Origin of the sequence: Enterobacter sp. RHBSTW-01064, assembly GCF_014103035.1 — a bacterium.
Taxonomy (GTDB): Bacteria; Pseudomonadota; Gammaproteobacteria; order Enterobacterales; family Enterobacteriaceae; genus Enterobacter; species Enterobacter mori.
Genome location: NZ_JABXOU010000008.1, coordinates 110,305 through 126,539 on the forward strand (window position 1 = coordinate 110,305; position 16,235 = coordinate 126,539).

The 16,235-nt window shown below is 55.1% G+C and carries 14 protein-coding genes; 8 read left to right on the plus strand and 6 right to left on the minus strand.

Features of this window, described 5'->3' with window-relative positions; translation table 11 throughout:
• Positions 1–225 precede the first annotated feature (225 nt).
• Genes tamA through HV355_RS20770 form a run of 3 tightly spaced genes read left to right on the plus strand, consistent with a single transcriptional unit; the run spans position 226 to position 6,079 of the window.
• The gene (gene tamA / locus HV355_RS20760) at positions 226–1,959 is read left to right on the plus strand and encodes an autotransporter assembly complex protein TamA (RefSeq protein WP_120159586.1); all 1,734 of its coding nucleotides are present in this window, start codon (positions 226–228) and stop codon (positions 1,957–1,959) included.
• Entirely contained in the window at positions 1,956–5,732 is a 3,777-nt protein-coding gene (gene tamB, locus HV355_RS20765) for an autotransporter assembly complex protein TamB (protein ID WP_182403240.1), read from the plus strand. Before tamA ends, tamB begins: the two co-directional genes overlap by 4 nt.
• Before the next feature lie 2 nt (positions 5,733–5,734).
• Positions 5,735–6,079, plus strand: a complete 345-nt coding sequence (locus HV355_RS20770) for a gamma-glutamylcyclotransferase (RefSeq protein ID WP_010427401.1) — start codon at positions 5,735–5,737, stop codon at positions 6,077–6,079.
• Here the strand turns inward: HV355_RS20770 and HV355_RS20775 are convergent.
• The 4 genes from HV355_RS20775 to ppa form a co-directional block, all read right to left on the minus strand.
• Positions 6,059–6,376 (minus strand): hypothetical protein, encoded by a 318-nt coding sequence (locus HV355_RS20775; protein ID WP_182403242.1) that lies wholly within the window; start codon positions 6,374–6,376, stop codon positions 6,059–6,061. The two genes, HV355_RS20770 and HV355_RS20775, sit on opposite strands and share 21 nt — an antisense overlap.
• Positions 6,377–6,397: 21 nt before the next feature.
• Positions 6,398–6,868: a hypothetical protein gene (locus tag HV355_RS20780; protein ID WP_182403244.1), complete on the minus strand. Its 471-nt coding sequence runs from the start codon at positions 6,866–6,868 to the stop codon at positions 6,398–6,400.
• Positions 6,865–7,449: a hypothetical protein gene (locus tag HV355_RS20785; RefSeq protein ID WP_126816378.1), complete on the minus strand. Its 585-nt coding sequence runs from the start codon at positions 7,447–7,449 to the stop codon at positions 6,865–6,867. The genes HV355_RS20780 and HV355_RS20785 overlap by 4 nt, the downstream gene beginning before the upstream one ends.
• Positions 7,450–7,671: 222 nt before the next feature.
• Entirely contained in the window at positions 7,672–8,202 is a 531-nt protein-coding gene (ppa, locus tag HV355_RS20790; protein WP_010427397.1) for an inorganic diphosphatase, read from the minus strand.
• A 309-nt stretch (positions 8,203–8,511) separates the two neighbouring features.
• Here ppa and ytfQ point away from each other — a divergent pair, with 309 nt between their 5' ends.
• From ytfQ to HV355_RS20815, 5 genes are all read left to right on the plus strand, one after another.
• A complete protein-coding gene (gene ytfQ / locus HV355_RS20795) occupies positions 8,512–9,468 on the plus strand; it encodes a galactofuranose ABC transporter substrate-binding protein YtfQ (protein WP_014882271.1) in 957 nt (318 codons plus the stop codon).
• A 65-nt stretch (positions 9,469–9,533) separates the two neighbouring features.
• Complete coding sequence (gene ytfR, locus HV355_RS20800) at positions 9,534–11,036, plus strand: galactofuranose ABC transporter, ATP-binding protein YtfR (protein WP_182403246.1); 1,503 nt, start codon at positions 9,534–9,536, stop codon at positions 11,034–11,036.
• A gap of 10 nt (positions 11,037–11,046) precedes the next feature.
• Positions 11,047–12,072: a galactofuranose ABC transporter, ATP-binding protein YtfT gene (ytfT, locus tag HV355_RS20805; protein WP_172411126.1), complete on the plus strand. Its 1,026-nt coding sequence runs from the start codon at positions 11,047–11,049 to the stop codon at positions 12,070–12,072.
• The gene (yjfF, locus tag HV355_RS20810) at positions 12,059–13,060 is read left to right on the plus strand and encodes a galactofuranose ABC transporter, permease protein YjfF (RefSeq protein ID WP_042714276.1); all 1,002 of its coding nucleotides are present in this window, start codon (positions 12,059–12,061) and stop codon (positions 13,058–13,060) included. The genes ytfT and yjfF overlap by 14 nt, the downstream gene beginning before the upstream one ends.
• Before the next feature lie 93 nt (positions 13,061–13,153).
• Positions 13,154–14,725 carry a methyl-accepting chemotaxis protein gene (locus HV355_RS20815; RefSeq protein WP_182403248.1) on the plus strand — a complete coding sequence of 524 codons (1,572 nt, stop codon included), beginning with the start codon at positions 13,154–13,156 and terminating at the stop codon, positions 14,723–14,725.
• Here HV355_RS20815 and HV355_RS20820 read toward each other — a convergent pair.
• The gene (locus tag HV355_RS20820) at positions 14,697–15,053 is read right to left on the minus strand and encodes a LysR family transcriptional regulator (RefSeq protein ID WP_010427388.1); all 357 of its coding nucleotides are present in this window, start codon (positions 15,051–15,053) and stop codon (positions 14,697–14,699) included. The genes HV355_RS20815 and HV355_RS20820 overlap by 29 nt on opposite strands.
• Positions 15,054–15,201: 148 nt before the next feature.
• Complete coding sequence (gene fbp, locus HV355_RS20825) at positions 15,202–16,200, minus strand: class 1 fructose-bisphosphatase (RefSeq protein ID WP_010427386.1); 999 nt, start codon at positions 16,198–16,200, stop codon at positions 15,202–15,204.
• Between the last annotated feature and the right edge of the window lie 35 nt (positions 16,201–16,235).

Sequence of the window (16,235 nt, forward strand, 5' to 3'; positions counted from 1 at the left end):
GATGGTGCCTCCCGGGTAGCGATGTTTCGGTTAAGGTTGTCACGAAGCGTTTAATTGAACACAATAAATGCGCTGAATGAGTCTAGATTTAATCATAAGAAATATTTGGGTGTTACACCCATTTTCAACCCACGATTTGGGTTTTTGGCTAACAGGCCGTTTTTTTGCCGCAGAGCGGCATTTCATTTGCTTCCAGGGTGGAAACAGGGATATTCAGGAGAAAACGTGACAAAAATCCGCCAGTTATGTTTGGTCAGTGTATTGCTGACAAGCGGGGTTGCCAGCGCGGCGAATGTCCGTTTGCAGGTTGAGGGGTTATCCGGGGCGCTGGAAAAAAACGTGCGCGCGCAGTTATCGACGATCCAGAGTGACGAAGTGACGCCGGACCGGCGTTTTCGCGCGCGCGTGGATGACGCGATCCGCGAAGGACTGAAAGCGCTGGGGTATTACGAACCCACTATTGATTTCGACCTCCGCCCGCCACCAAAGAAGGGGCGTCAGGTGCTGATTGCCCGCGTCTCAGCGGGTGAGCCGGTATTGATTGGCGGTACCAACGTGGTGCTGCGCGGCGGCGCGCGTACGGATCGGGATTACCTGGATCTGCTGAGTACCCGTCCTAAAGTTGGCACCGTTCTGAATCACGGCGACTACGATCATTTTAAAAAATCCTTAACCAACGTCGCGCTACGTAAAGGCTATTTCGACAGCCAGTTTAATAAAAGCCAGCTTGGCGTAGCGCTGGAGAGGCGTCAGGCCTTCTGGGACATCGACTACGACAGCGGTGAACGCTATCGTTTTGGCGATGTGACGTTCGAAGGATCGCAGATCCGCGAGGAGTACCTGCAAAACCTGGTACCGTTTAAAAAAGGCGACTATTACCAGTCGAGCGATCTGGGCGAACTCAACCGCCGTTTGTCGGCAACCGGCTGGTTTAACTCGGTGATTGTCGCGCCGGAATTTGAAAAGTCCCGTAAAACGAAAGTCTTGCCGCTGCACGGCGTGGTCTCTCCGCGCACCGAGAACACCATTGAAACCGGTGTGGGCTATTCGACGGATGTTGGCCCACGCGTGAAAACCTCGTGGAAAAAACCGTGGATGAACTCCTACGGCCACAGCCTGACCACCAGTCTGAGCCTCTCTGCGCCTGAGCAGCAGCTGGATTTCAGCTACAAAATGCCGCTGCTGAAAAATCCGCTTGAGCAGTATTACCTTCTGCAGGGCGGCTTTAAGCGCACCGACCTGAACGACACCGAGCAGGACTCAACGACGCTTGCCGTATCGCGTTTCTGGGATCTTTCAAGCGGCTGGCAGCGCGCCATTAACCTGCGCTGGAGCCTCGACCACTTTACCCAGGCCAACGTCACCAACACCACCATGCTGCTTTATCCGGGCGTGATGATCAGCCGCACCCGCTCGCGCGGGGGCCTGATGCCGACCTGGGGCGACTCACAGCGCTACTCCATCGATTATTCCAACACCGCCTGGGGCTCCGACGTGGACTTCTCCGTCTTTCAGGCGCAAAACGTCTGGATCCGCACGCTGTACGACAAACACCGCTTTGTGATGCGCGGTAATCTTGGCTGGATTGAGACGGGAGACTTCGAGCGCGTTCCGCCGGATCTGCGCTTCTTCGCCGGGGGCGACCGCAGCATTCGCGGGTATAAGTACAAATCGATCTCACCGGAAAACGAAAAAGGCCAGCTGACCGGGGCATCAAAACTGGCGACCGGCTCGCTGGAGTATCAGTACAACGTCAGCGGCAAGTGGTGGGGAGCCATGTTCGTGGACGGCGGTGAAGCGGTGAACGATATCCGCCGCAGCGATTTCAAAACCGGCGCGGGCGTAGGCGTGCGCTGGCAGTCTCCCGTCGGGCCTATCAAGCTCGATTTCGCCGTGCCGGTGGGCGACAAAGACGAACACGGTTTACAGTTTTACATCGGTCTGGGGCCTGAATTATGAGTTTATGGAAGAAGATAAGCCTCGGCGTACTGATTTTTATCGTGCTGCTGCTCGGTACGGTGGCGTTTCTTGTGGGCACCACCACCGGCCTGCATCTGCTGTTTAACGCGGCTAACCGTTGGGTGCCGGGGCTGGAAATTGGCCAGGTGACGGGCGGCTGGCGCGACCTGCGTTTGAAGAACATTCGTTATGAGCAGCCGGGCGTGGCCGTTAATGCAGGCGAATTCCATCTGGCCGTGAAGCTGGGCTGTCTGCGGGACAGTAAGCTGTGCGTGAACGATCTGTCGCTAAAAGACGTCAACGTGGCGATAGATTCGAAAAAAATGCCGAAGTCTGCGCCGGTCGAGGAAGAGGACAGCGGCCCGCTGAATCTTTCCACACCGTACCCGATTGCGCTCTATCGGGTGTCGCTGGATAACGTCAATATCAACATCGACGACACCACCGTGTCCGTGATGGATTTCACCTCCGGCCTGCGCTGGCAGGAGAAAAACCTTACCCTGACGCCAACGTCTCTGCAGGGGCTGCTGATTGCGCTACCTAAAGTGGCCGACGTGGCGCAGGAAGAGATTGTCGAGCCGAAGATCCAGAACCCGCAGCCGGAAGAAAAGCCGCTGGGTGAAACGCTGAAAGATCTCTTCTCGAAACCGGTTCTGCCGGAGATGACCGACGTGCATCTGCCGCTGAACCTCAACATTGAGGAATTCAAAGGCGAACAGCTGCGTCTGACGGGCGATACCGACCTGACGGTCTATAACATGCTGCTGAAAGTCAGCAGCATTGACGGCAACATGAAGCTCGACGCGCTGGATATCGACACCAATCAGGGCTCTGTCAATGCGTCAGGGAATGCCCTGCTGCGCGACAACTGGCCGGTGGATATCACCCTCAACAGCGCCCTGAACATCGACCCGCTGAAGGGCGAAAAGGTGAAGGTCAAAGTAGGCGGGGCGCTGCGCGAGAAGCTGGAATTTGGCGTTAACCTCTCCGGCCCGGTGGATATGGTGCTGCGTGGGCAAACCCAACTGGCAGAAGCCGGTTTACCGCTTAACCTGGAGATTGTCAGCAAGCAGCTTTACTGGCCGTTTACTGGCGAAAAACAGTTCCAGGCCGATGACCTGAAGCTGAAGCTGAGCGGCAAGATGACCGATTACACGTTGTCGTTCCGCACCGCGGTGAAGGGGCAGGGCGTGCCGCCCGCGAACATTACGCTGGATGCAAAAGGCAACGAACAGCAGGTTAACCTCGACAAGCTGACCGTCGCGGCGCTGGAAGGCAAAACCGAGCTGACCGCGCTGCTTGACTGGCAGCAGGCAATCAGCTGGCGCGGCGAGCTGAAGCTGACGGGCATTAATACTGCCAAAGAGGTGCCGGACTGGCCGTCGAAACTGGACGGTCTGATTAAAACCCGCGGTAGCCTGTACGGCGGCACCTGGCAGATGGACGTACCGGAAATCAAGCTCACCGGGAACGTGAAGCAGAACAAGGTTAACGTTGAAGGCTCGTTGAAAGGCAACAGCTATCTGCAGTGGATCATCCCGGGGCTGCACGTGGCGCTGGGCCGCAACACGGCGGATATCAAAGGCGAGCTGGGCGTGAAGGATCTCAACCTGGATGCCACCATCGACGCGCCGAATCTGGATAACGCCCTGCCGGGTCTTGGCGGCACGGCGAAAGGGTTGGTGAAGGTGCGCGGTACGGTGGAGGCGCCGCAGCTGCTGGCGGATATCACCGCTAATAACCTGCGCTGGCAGGAACTGTCCGTCGCCCGCGTTCGCGTTGAAGGGGATGTAAAATCCACCGATCAGATCGGCGGCAATCTGAACCTGCGCGTGGAGCGAATCTCTCAGCCGGATGTGAACATCAATCTTGTGACGCTGGAAGCTAAAGGCAACGAGAAGCAGCACGACCTCCAGCTGCGCGTGCAGGGCGAACCGGTATCCGGCCAGCTCCATCTGACGGGAAGCTTCGACCGCAAAGCGGAACGCTGGAAGGGGCAACTGGATAACACCCGCTTCAGCACGCCGGTTGGGCCGCTGGCGCTGTCTCGCTCGATTGCGCTGGACTACCGCAACGCCGAGCAGAAGATCAGCATCGGACCGCACTGCTGGACCAACCCTAACGCAGAACTTTGCGTACCGCAGACTATTGATGCGGGTGCAGAAGGGCGCGCGCAGATTAACCTCAACCGCTTCGATCTGGCGATGCTAAAGCCGTTTATGCCGGACACGACCCAGGCCAGCGGCGTCTTCAGCGGTAAAGCGGATGTCGCATGGGACACCACCAAAGAGGGGCTGCCGCAGGGCAGCGTGACGCTCTCCGGGCGTAACGTGAAGGTGACGCAAGAAGTCAACGACGCGCCGCTGCCGGTGGCGTTCGACACCCTGAACCTGAGTGCCGATCTGCATAACAACCGTGCTGAGCTGGGATGGACGATCCGCCTGACCAACAACGGTCAGCTGGACGGGCAGGTGCAGATTACCGATCCGCAAGGGCGGCGTAATCTCGGCGGTAACGTGAATATCCGCAATTTCAACCTGGCGATGGTGAACCCCATTTTCGCGCGCGGGGAAAAAGCCGAGGGGCTGCTCAATGCCAATCTGCGTCTGGCTGGCAACGCGGAAAGCCCGCAGCTGTTTGGTCAGATGCGGCTCAGCGGGCTCGATATTGACGGTAACTTTATGCCGTTCGACATGCAGCCGAGCCAGATAGCACTGAACTTCAACGGCATGAGTTCGACGCTGAATGGCTCGGTGCTGACCCAGCAGGGGCAAATTAATCTGAGCGGTGATGCTGACTGGAGCCAGCTTGATAACTGGCGCGCACGCATCGCGGCGAAGGGGAGCCGGGTACGCATCACCGTACCGCCGATGGTGCGTCTGGATGTCTCACCTGACGTCGTCTTTGAGGCGACACCGAGCCTGTTCACTCTGGACGGTCGTGTCGACGTGCCGTGGGCGCGTATCGTGGTTCACGAGGTACCGGAAAGTGCAGTCGGCGTCTCCAGCGATGAAGTTATGCTCAGTGAAAATCTGAAACCTGTTGAACAACAGAGCGCAGGCATACCAATCAATAGTAATCTTATCGTGCACGTGGGGAATAACGTGCGGTTGGATGCGTTTGGGCTGAAGGCGAGACTCACGGGCGATCTGAAAGTGGCGCAGGACAGTCAAGGGCTGGGCCTCAACGGGCAAATCAATATTCCTGATGGGCGTTTCCACGCCTACGGTCAGGATCTGATTGTGCGTAAAGGCGAGCTGTTGTTCTCCGGTCCACCGGATCAGCCGGTGCTCAATATCGAAGCCATTCGTAACCCTGAAGCGACTGAAAACGATGTGATTGCTGGCGTGCGTGTCACCGGCTCTGCCGACGAACCCAAAGCGGAGATCTTCTCCGACCCGGCCATGTCGCAGCAAGAAGCACTTTCTTATCTCCTGCGTGGACAGGGACTGGATAGCGCACAAGGCGATGGTGCTGCGATGACATCAATGTTAGTGGGTCTGGGGGTTGCACAAAGTGGTCAGGTTGTGGGTAAAATCGGCGAGACGTTCGGCGTAAGCAATCTGGCGCTGGACACCCAGGGCGTGGGCGACTCCTCGCAGGTGGTGGTCAGCGGCTATGTACTGCCGGGTCTGCAGGTAAAATATGGTGTGGGGATCTTTGACTCACTGGCAACACTCACGCTACGCTATCGCCTGATGCCTAAGCTATATCTGGAAGCAGTGTCCGGCGTAGACCAGGCACTTGATCTGCTCTATCAGTTTGAGTTTTAGCAATGCGAATATTTGTGTACGGCAGTTTACGAACCAAGCAAGGCAACAGTCACTGGATGACCAATGCCCTGCTGCTGGGGAATTACAATATCGAGAACTACCAGTTGTACAGTCTGGGCCACTATCCAGGCGCGGTTCCGGGGGAAGGAACAGTACAGGGTGAAGTTTATCGTATTGACAATGCTACGCTTGCCGAACTTGATGCCTTGCGCACCAGGGGCGGTGAATACGCTCGCCAGTTGATCCAGACGCCATACGGAAGTGCGTGGATGTACGTTTATCAGCGTCCTGTTGATGGGCTAACGCGGATTGAAAGCGGTAACTGGTTAGACAGAGACCAGTACTGAAAAAAAAAGCAACGCCACCGAAAGGTGGCGTTGCTTTTTTTGTTCCTTCAACTCTCTTCTGTATCCCGGCGCCGGGTTAAAAACAGAGGAACGAACAGCATGATGTACGGGGCAATAAGCCATAACAAACACAGGGCGCGTGAACGGCCATAGTAGTTTATGCACCGCGTATTGCTTGAAATCACGGGCAGGAAAAACAGTAAAAACAGCAGAATCGCATAATCGCTTCGATAAGGGATCCATAAGTAAAACAAAAACCAGGCAAGCTGGAATGTCATGATGCAGAGATACTGCCATTTGCTGTCTTTGCCGTAACAGTCAAACGCCTTTATGTAGCCCATCTTTATGCTTTGAAGAAAGAAACTTAGCATGTATAACGCTCACGATCGCGACGGTCAGGAGTGTGCTCGTCAGCAACGCCCCTAAAAAATAGCTGTGGGTGATATCAGTAGCACCCGAGCTTAAAGTATGTAATTTACTATATCCTCTATCTACTGCAACAAAAAGCGTATATAGCCCGATGTTAATACAGAACTGAAGTAGGCAAGAAGTGACAATATTCGCTGGAATTCTTTTTAATAGAGTGAGTAATGCATAAATAATACTTGCTGATAGAGCGAAGTAAAACCCGTTAAATAAACTAGATAGTAAGGAACTGTTTATTTCGCTGAATATTAAATTATCGCTTCCATAGTACCATGACAGATATTCAACATACGTACCTCTGCCAAATATAAAGGAGGCAATGATAAGGACTAATAGGCTCACGGTATGGTTTTTCTTGCTCATAATTTTGCTCCCTTAGATAGCAGTTCCTTCATCGTTTTACTGGCTTCTAGCTGATCTTTGATTATGGCAAGGTCACGAGTATTATGGTTATATTTTGCAATAGCGGTTGGCGTACCTTTACCACCATTGTCCATAAAGAAGACAATATCCTTACGACCATAAAGAAGAACTTGTGGGATGGGATCACGCCCATAACTCACCGCCTGCGGCAGGGCGTGGATAGACTCTGTCGTGAGGAACCGAGGAATATTTTCATGCTCAATATTACCTAAAGGTGTTGTGGCAACAAGAGATCCAATAAAATCGGTCGTATACACTAACGCATCTGTATCTTTGGTCGTTACTTTTGAACCCGTAATATATTTTATCTGTTGCCAAAGGGTAATATCTTTAGGGATAACCTTAACGCCATCCATAAACATATCTTGCTTGCGCTTTAGCTGAATGACAGTACGGTGCACCTGTGTTAAAGAGGGGCTGATTTCCCCAACAGAAGGCATAAGACCATCGCGGGAATACAGCCGTTCAATGATAAAATAAATCCCAGTTGGGCGGGCAACATCAATGTTAATGGATGACATATGAATCCTGTAAGGAATGGGGATTAATGCTCATCGTGACAGTATGTTGTGAAGAGCCAGGCTATTCAACCACTCCCACCATAAATGATAGGGTGTCTTTTCTGTTTTTAATATCCAAATCAAAAAGAATGGGATTTTTCTTAAATAATACGTTTGTGCCGATTTTAACCAAAGAAATAAAAAAGCCCCGACATGCGGGGCTTTATCGACAGGCAGTAAGAATTACTTCTTAGCCGCGCGCTCGAAAGAGGCGATGATTTCTGCTTTCGCCGCTTCAGCGTTGTCCCAGCCGTCAACCTTAACCCACTTGCCTTTTTCGAGGTCTTTGTAGTGCTCGAAGAAGTGAGTGATCTGCGCTTTCAGCAGCTCTGGCAGGTCGTTCACATCTTTGATGTGATCGTACTCTTTGCTCAGCTTGGTGTGCGGTACCGCAACCAGCTTCGCATCTTCACCGGATTCGTCGGTCATTTTCAGCACGCCAACTGGACGGCAGCGAATGACGGAGCCTGGCTCCAGTGGGTATGGCGTTGGGACCAGCACGTCAACCGGGTCACCGTCCAGAGACAGGGTGTGGTTGATGTAACCGTAGTTGCACGGATAGAACATCGCGGTAGACATGAAACGGTCTACGAACAGGGCGCCGCTCTCTTTGTCCACTTCGTATTTGATCGGATCTGCGTTAGCCGGGATTTCGATAACTACGTAGATGTCTTCTGGCAGTTCTTTACCCGCTGGGACGTTGAGTAAGCTCATGTCGGTGTCCTTTAAAATGGATGGTAAACAAGTGGCAGGTATTATAGCCAACTCGCGCTGAATGTCTCCGCCTGTTTTCGCCATCTTCCCTCGTTGACCCCACTTTTCAGACCGTTTCCATGACAGGAAAATCCATAAACTCAGCCGCATTTTTAATGGTGAAATGAAAGCGATTACAAACTTGTGATTAACGTTTTATTCACTTTTCTGAAGTGTGATGTAACGCAATTCGTTACATATTTCATTGGCTATAGTCATTTCGCAGAACATCTTTTAACCAACAATAACTCACCCTACGAGGACGTTCATATGTGGAAGCGCTTACTTCTTGTCACAGCAGTTTCGGCAGCCATGTCGTCTATGGCGATGGCCGCACCTTTAACCGTAGGTTTTTCGCAAGTCGGCTCTGAATCCGGCTGGCGAGCGGCAGAAACCAACGTCGCGAAAAGCGAGGCCCAGAAACGCGGGATCACGCTGAAAATCGCCGATGGTCAGCAAAAACAAGAGAACCAGATCAAAGCCGTACGCTCCTTTATCGCCCAGGGCGTAGATGCCATCTTTATTGCGCCCGTCGTGGCGACCGGCTGGGAGCCCGTGCTGAAGGAAGCGAAAGACGCGGAGATCCCGGTCTTCCTGCTCGATCGTTCCATTGATGTAAAAGACAAATCTCTCTATATGACCACCGTGACGGCCAATAACGTGCTTGAAGGACAGTTAATTGGTGACTGGCTGGTGAAACAGGTCGACGGCAAGCCTTGTAACGTCGTTGAACTGCAGGGCACCGTCGGTGCGAGCGTGGCCATCGACCGTAAGAAAGGCTTTGCTGAAGCCATCGCTAAAGCGCCAAACATTAAAATTATCCGCTCTCAGTCCGGTGACTTTACCCGCAGTAAGGGCAAAGAGGTCATGGAGAGCTTTATCAAGGCTGAAAACAACGGCAAGAACATCTGCATGGTTTACGCCCACAACGATGACATGGTGATCGGTGCGATTCAGGCGATTAAAGAAGCGGGTCTGAAACCGGGCAAAGATATCCTCACCGGCTCTATCGACGGCGTGCCGGACATCTACAAAGCGATGATCGACGGTGAAGCCAACGCCAGCGTGGAGCTGACGCCGAACATGGCGGGCCCGGCCTTCGACGCGCTGGAGAAATTCAAGAAAGACGGCACGATGCCTGAGAAGGTGACGGTCACCAAGTCCACGCTCTACCTGCCGGATACGGCGAAAGAAGAGTTAGAGAAGAAGAAAAATATGGGCTACTGATCCAGTGAAATTGCCGGGTGGCGCTGCGCTTACCCGGCCTACCGGAACGTGCCGGGGACGTAAATATGAATACTGAACAACACCAGGAAATCCTCCGCACAGAGGGCTTGAGTAAATTCTTCCCCGGCGTGAAGGCGCTGGATAACGTCGATTTCAGCCTGCGTCGCGGCGAGATTATGGCGCTGCTGGGCGAGAACGGCGCGGGGAAATCGACGCTGATAAAAGCGCTGACCGGCGTGTATCACGCCGATCGCGGCACCATCTGGCTGGAAGGTAACGCCATTTCGCCAAAAAATACCGCCCATGCCCAACAGTTGGGGATTGGGACTGTGTATCAGGAAGTCAACCTGCTGCCGAACATGTCGGTGGCGGATAACCTGTTTATTGGCCGTGAGCCACGCCGTTTTGGCCTGCTGCGCCGCAAAGAGATGGAAGCGCGGGCGACAAAACTGATGGAATCATACGGCTTTTCCCTCGACGTCCGTGAGCCGCTGAACCGCTTTTCCGTGGCGATGCAGCAGATCGTCGCCATCTGCCGGGCTATCGATCTCTCGGCAAAGGTGCTGATCCTCGATGAACCCACCGCCAGCCTGGATACCCAGGAAGTCGAAATGCTCTTCACCCTGATGCGCCAGCTGCGCGATCAGGGCGTGAGCCTGATCTTCGTTACGCACTTCCTCGATCAGGTGTATGAAGTGAGCGATCGCATCACGGTGCTGCGCAACGGCTGCTTTGTCGGCTGCCGCGAAACCCGCGAGCTACCGCAGATTGAGCTGGTGAAAATGATGCTGGGCCGAGAGCTGGAAACCAACGCCCTTCAGCGTGCAGGGCGCACGCTGCTGAGCGAAAAACCGGTCGCCGCGTTCAGCGATTACGGCAAAAAAGGGGTGATCTCGCCGTTTAACCTTGAGGTTCGCCCCGGTGAGATTGTTGGCCTGGCGGGCCTGCTAGGCTCAGGCCGAACCGAAACCGCCGAGGTGATCTTCGGGATCAAACCTGCCGACAGCGGCAGGGCGCTGATCAAGGGCAAACCGCAAACCCTACGATCGCCGCATCAGGCGTCCTGTCTGGGCGTCGGCTTCTGCCCGGAAGACCGGAAAACGGACGGTATTATTGCCGCCGCCTCGGTGCGGGAAAACATCATTCTGGCGCTACAGGCGCAGCGCGGGTGGCTGCGTCCCATTCCGCGTAAAGAACAAAACGCCATTGCCGAGCGCTTTATCCGTCAGCTCGGGATTCGCACCCCGAGCGCGGAACAGCCCATTGAATTTCTCTCCGGCGGTAACCAGCAGAAGGTTCTCCTCTCGCGCTGGCTGCTGACCAAACCGCAGTTCCTGATCCTCGACGAGCCGACGCGCGGCATTGATGTAGGCGCGCACGCCGAAATTATCCGGCTTATCGAAACGCTGTGCGCGGACGGTCTGGCGCTGCTGGTCATTTCGTCCGAGCTTGAGGAGCTGGTGGGTTATGCCGATCGCGTCATTATCATGCGCGATCGCAAGCAGGTGGCAGAGATCCCGCTGGATAAGCTGTCCGTTCCGGCAATCATGAATGCCATCGCGGCGTAAGGAGCTAATCGTGATGCCCCGTTCACTTTCGCAAACCGGTGAGTCAAAGCGCCGCTTCAGCTGGCCGACCGGCACGCCGCAAATCGCGGCGCTGCTGGTGGTACTGCTGGTGGATAGCCTGGTCGCGCCGCATTTCTTCCAGATTATCGTGCAGGATGGCCGCCTGTTTGGCAGCCCGATAGACATCCTGAACCGTGCCGCGCCCGTGGCGCTGCTGGCGATTGGTATGACGCTGGTGATCGCCACCGGCGGGATTGACCTCTCCGTCGGCGCGGTCATGGCGATTGCTGGCGCCACCGCCGCCTCAATGACCGTGGCCGGGCACAGCCTGCCGGTGGTGCTGCTGGCCGCACTGGGCTCCGGGGTATTAGCCGGGCTCTGGAACGGCATTCTGGTGGCGGTTCTCAAAATTCAGCCCTTTGTTGCCACCCTGATCCTGATGGTGGCCGGGCGCGGCGTGGCGCAGCTGATTACCTCCGGGCAGATCGTTACCTTTAACTCCCCGAGCCTAGCGTGGCTCGGTAGCGGCAACCTTCTGTTCTTCCCGACGCCGGTGATTATTGCCCTCGTGACGCTGGTTATCTTTTGGCTCTTTACCCGCAAAACGGCGCTCGGGATGTTTATTGAAGCGGTGGGGATCAACATCCGCGCCGCGCGCAACGCCGGGGTCAACACCCGCTTGATGGTGATGCTGACCTACGTGCTGAGCGGCGTCTGCGCCGCCATTGCCGGGGTCATCGTCGCGGCGGATATTCGCGGGGCCGATGCCAACAACGCCGGGTTATGGCTGGAGCTGGACGCGATCCTCGCGGTGGTGATCGGCGGCGGGTCGCTGATGGGCGGGCGCTTTAACCTGCTGCTCTCGGTGGTGGGGGCGCTGATCATTCAGGGCATGAACACTGGCATCCTGCTCTCGGGATTCCAGCCGGAACTCAACCAGGTGGTGAAAGCGGTGGTCGTGCTCTGCGTACTGATCGTCCAGTCACCGCGCTTTGTCAGCATCATTAAGGGGATCCGTGGCCATGATAAAACGTAATTTGCCGTTGATGATCACGCTGGGCGTGTTTGTGCTGGGGTATCTCTACTGTCTGACGCAGTTCCCCGGTTTTGCCTCGACGCGCGTGATCTGCAATATCCTGACCGATAACGCCTTTTTAGGCATCATCGCCGTCGGGATGACCTTTGTGATCCTCTCCGGCGGGATCGATCTCTCCGTCGGGTCGGTGATCGCGTTTACGGGCGTGTTCCTCGCGAAAGCCATTGGGTTCTGGGGCATCTCTCCGCTGGTGGCATTCCCGCTGGTGCTGGCGATGGGCTGTGCGTTTGGTGCCTTTATGGGGTTGCTGATCGACGCGCTGAAAATTCCTGCCTTTATCATCACACTCGCCGGGATGTTCTTCCTGCGCGGCGTGAGCTATCTGGTGTCGGAGGAGTCGATCCCGATTAACCACCCCATCTACGACACGCTCTCCAGCCTGGCGTGGAAAATCCCCGGTGGCGGCCGCCTGAGCGCGATGGGGCTGCTGATGCTGGGCGTGGTGGTGATTGGCATCTTCCTCGCCCACCGCACCCGGTTTGGCAATCAGGTCTACGCCATTGGCGGTAACGCCACGTCGGCCAACCTGATGGGGATCTCCACCCGCAGCACCACCATCCGTATCTATATGCTGTCGACCGGGCTGGCGACGCTGGCGGGTATCGTCTTCTCTGTGTATACCCAGGCCGGTTACGCGCTGGCGGGCGTCGGCGTTGAGCTGGATGCGATTGCTTCTGTGGTTATCGGCGGCACGCTGCTTAGCGGCGGGGTGGGCACGGTGCTGGGCACGCTGTTCGGCGTGGCGATACAGGGGCTGATTCAGACCTACATCAACTTCGACGGCACGCTCAGCTCGTGGTGGACCAAGATCGCCATCGGCATTCTGCTGTTTATTTTTATTGCCCTGCAGCGCGGTCTGACGGTGCTCTGGGAGAACCGTCAAAGCTCGCCTGTTACCCGCGTAAACACATCGGTAACAGAGCCATAACACGCTGAAATTGCTTAAAGTCTAAACATTTTCCGGTAGCGGCCGATACTCTTCTTTTACGCCAAGAAATATCTCGCTACCGGAAATAACATCATGCTGAAAACGCTATCGATTCGTACCGGCTTGCTCTCTTTACTGGCCGTTATGACCCTGCTGCTGCTGATTGTCAGCGGCATTGGTATTTATGCCCTCACACAGAGTTCTTCTTCACTCCAGCGCATCAACCACCTTCAGGGTGAGCAAATGGTGCAGCTTAATTCTGGCTATACGCTGATCCTGCGCGCGCGCAATGAGGCGGGCCAGGCCGTCCGAATGATGGAAATTGGTCTGCTGGACGATGCATCCAAATCGGTAAAAAACATCAATCAGGAAATTGCCCAGGCGCAGAAAACGCTGAAAGCCGTGATCGACGGCGGGGTGGCTGACGAGCAGGGGCAAAAGCTGCTGGATAACGTGGCGGCGAGTCTGGCGGCGTATACCCGGCAGGGCATCAACCCGATGCTGAAAGCCCTGAGCGACCAGAGTGCGGACGGTTATTACGACCTGATTGAAAACGCGCTGATTTCGGTGGCAAACAAGTTTGATAATGATATGCAGGCTTTCCAGGCGTGGAGCGAAGCGCGTGGCAAAGCGGAAGTCAGTGCCGTGCAGTCGAGCAAAACCCGCGTACTGATCCTGATCGTTGTCGCCGCGCTGCTGACGGCAGGTATTATCGTCCTCGCCTGGCTGGTGCTGCGCCATATGCTGCTGAAGCCACTCTCGGCATCGATTGCTCAGCTTGAACATGTCGCGGCAGGCGATTTAACCCATACCCTGGGTCCGACGGCCAGCCAGGAATTTAACCGGCTCAACGCGGCCATTGAAGTGATGCGTCAGTCGCTGATGGGATCGGTTCTGCGGGTGCGCGATGCCAGTTCGCAAATAGATACCGGCAGTCGGGAGCTGACGGCGGGGAACATGAACCTTGCCCAGCGCACGGAATCTACCGCCACCTCACTTGAGCAAACGGCGGCCAGCATGGAAGAGATCACCGCCACGGTGAAACTCAACGCCGACAACGCCGAGCAGGCGCACCAGCTGGCGAAGTCCGTTTCCGACACGGCCGATCACGGCAGCGAAATGGTCTGCTACGTGATTGAAAAAATGCGCGATATCTCCTGCAGCTCGGCGCGGATCGCCGACATCCTGAGCGTGATCGACGGCATTGCCTTCCAGACCAATATTCTGGCGCTGAACGCCTCCGTTGAAGCCGCGCGCGCGGGCGAACAGGGACGGGGTTTTGCCGTCGTTGCGGGCGAAGTGCGAAACCTGGCCAGCCGCAGTGCCGACGCGGCGAAAGAGATCCGATCGCTTATCAGCGATTCACAAACTCATGTGAATGAGGGGAGCGAACTGGCACAGCAGGCCGGTGAAACGATGGATGAGATCGCAACAGAAGTGCTGCGAATGACCAAGCTGATGCGTGAAATTGCGACCGCGTCTCAGGAACAGAGTCGCGGCATTGAGCAGGTGAACATCGCGGTGAACCAGATGGACGAAACGGCGCAGCAAAATGCGGCGCTGGTACAGCAGTCATCCGCCGCGACACGCTCGCTGGAAGAGCAGTCGCGCGAACTGATGGAAGCCATGTCCTCGTTTAAGCTGACGGCCCAGACTGCTGCATAATCATATTCATCCCTGGTACGTGCTGTGCCAGGGTTTTATTTGTCGATGAATTTAACGCATTAATATTATCGTGAATATTCCCCATTAATATTTCCAGCGCGCTGGTTAACGCTAACGCTTTTTCTGTGGGTTCAAGATATAAACCTTTACGGTAAAACAGTGGCTCATCAAAAAGTTGATTAAAACGCTTTAGCGCCAGGCTTACCGCCGGGCGGGACATGTCCAGGCGCACAGAGGCTTTCGCCATGCTGCCGCAGCGAACAATTTCAATAAAGACAGGAATAAGATTTAAATCAATGCCGGTATTGGCACGAGAATAGTTTTTCATCACGAATAGGCTCCAGGAAATAATTGTCAAACTGTTATGGAAATAATGCAGGAGCAGGGATGAAGATTAAAGCGTCTTTTTTATAAACACTTATACGGTAAAATATATAAATGACTGGGAAGCCGGGCGGCTTCCCAGGAGAAAGGGGTTACGCGTCCGGATACTCACGGATGAAACGTTCAACGTCTTCAACCATGTGGTTGTTGCCGACGAAGAACGAACGGCGCTGGTGCAGGCTTTCCGGCACGATATCCAGAATACGCTCTTTACCGTCGCTCGCCTTGCCGCCCGCCTGTTCGGCGAGGAATGCCATCGGGTTGCATTCGTACAGCAGACGCAGCTTCCCGTCCGGGTGGCTTGCGGTGCTTGGGTAGAGGTAGATGCCGCCTTTCAGCAGGTTGCGGTGGAAGTCAGCGACCAGAGAACCGATATAGCGGGAGGTGTACGGGCGCTGGGTGGCTTTATCTTCTTCCTGGCAGAATTTGATGTACTTCTTCACGCCGCTCGGGAATCGGATGTAGTTGCCTTCGTTGATGGAGTAAGTGTTGCCCTTCTCCGGGAAGCGCATACGTTCCTGGCTCAGGCAGAACACGCCCAGCGACGGATCGTAAGTAAAGGCGTGAACGCCGCAGCCGGTGGTGTACACCAGCATGGTGGACGAACCATACACCACATAGCCCGCAGCAACCTGATTGCTGCCCGGCTGGAGGAAATCTTCTTCGGTGACCGGCGTGCCAACAGGCGTGACGCGGCGGTAGATGGAGAAAATGGTACCGACAGAAACGTTAACGTCGATGTTGGAGGAGCCGTCGAGCGGATCCATCAGGACAACGTATTTCGCGTGTTCGCATCCTTCGAAAACAACAATTTCATCTTCTTCTTCGGAGGCGATACCCGCAACGATGTCGCGCGCGCGCAGTGCAGCTTTCAGTTTTTCATTTGCGAACAGATCGAGTTTCTGTTGAACCTCGCCCTGAACGTTCTCGGCACCGCTGGCACCCAGGATATCGACCAGACCGGCCTTGTTGATATCGCGGTGGATGATCTTAGCGCCCAGCTTTATTGCCGACAGCAAAGCAGTGAGTTCACCGGTAGCATGAGAGAACTCGTGCTGCTTTTCGACAATAAATTCACCTAACGTTTTCATAACACTTTCCCTGCATCTTATGTGAGTAGAGCGAT

Excerpts from the sequence above, each read along its gene's own strand:
- tamB (WP_182403240.1), top strand. The coding sequence starts at position 1,956 with ATGAGTTTATGGAAGAAGATAAGCCTCGGCGTACTGATTTTTATCGTG.
- HV355_RS20770 (WP_010427401.1), top strand. The coding sequence starts at position 5,735 with ATGCGAATATTTGTGTACGGCAGTTTACGAACCAAGCAAGGCAACAGT.
- HV355_RS20775 (WP_182403242.1), bottom strand. The coding sequence starts at position 6,376 with ATGGCAGTATCTCTGCATCATGACATTCCAGCTTGCCTGGTTTTTGTT.
- HV355_RS20780 (WP_182403244.1), bottom strand. The coding sequence starts at position 6,868 with ATGAGCAAGAAAAACCATACCGTGAGCCTATTAGTCCTTATCATTGCC.
- HV355_RS20785 (WP_126816378.1), bottom strand. The coding sequence starts at position 7,449 with ATGTCATCCATTAACATTGATGTTGCCCGCCCAACTGGGATTTATTTT.
- ppa (WP_010427397.1), bottom strand. The coding sequence starts at position 8,202 with ATGAGCTTACTCAACGTCCCAGCGGGTAAAGAACTGCCAGAAGACATC.
- ytfQ (WP_014882271.1), top strand. The coding sequence starts at position 8,512 with ATGTGGAAGCGCTTACTTCTTGTCACAGCAGTTTCGGCAGCCATGTCG.
- ytfR (WP_182403246.1), top strand. The coding sequence starts at position 9,534 with ATGAATACTGAACAACACCAGGAAATCCTCCGCACAGAGGGCTTGAGT.
- yjfF (WP_042714276.1), top strand. The coding sequence starts at position 12,059 with ATGATAAAACGTAATTTGCCGTTGATGATCACGCTGGGCGTGTTTGTG.
- HV355_RS20815 (WP_182403248.1), top strand. The coding sequence starts at position 13,154 with ATGCTGAAAACGCTATCGATTCGTACCGGCTTGCTCTCTTTACTGGCC.
- HV355_RS20820 (WP_010427388.1), bottom strand. The coding sequence starts at position 15,053 with ATGAAAAACTATTCTCGTGCCAATACCGGCATTGATTTAAATCTTATT.
- fbp (WP_010427386.1), bottom strand. The coding sequence starts at position 16,200 with ATGAAAACGTTAGGTGAATTTATTGTCGAAAAGCAGCACGAGTTCTCT.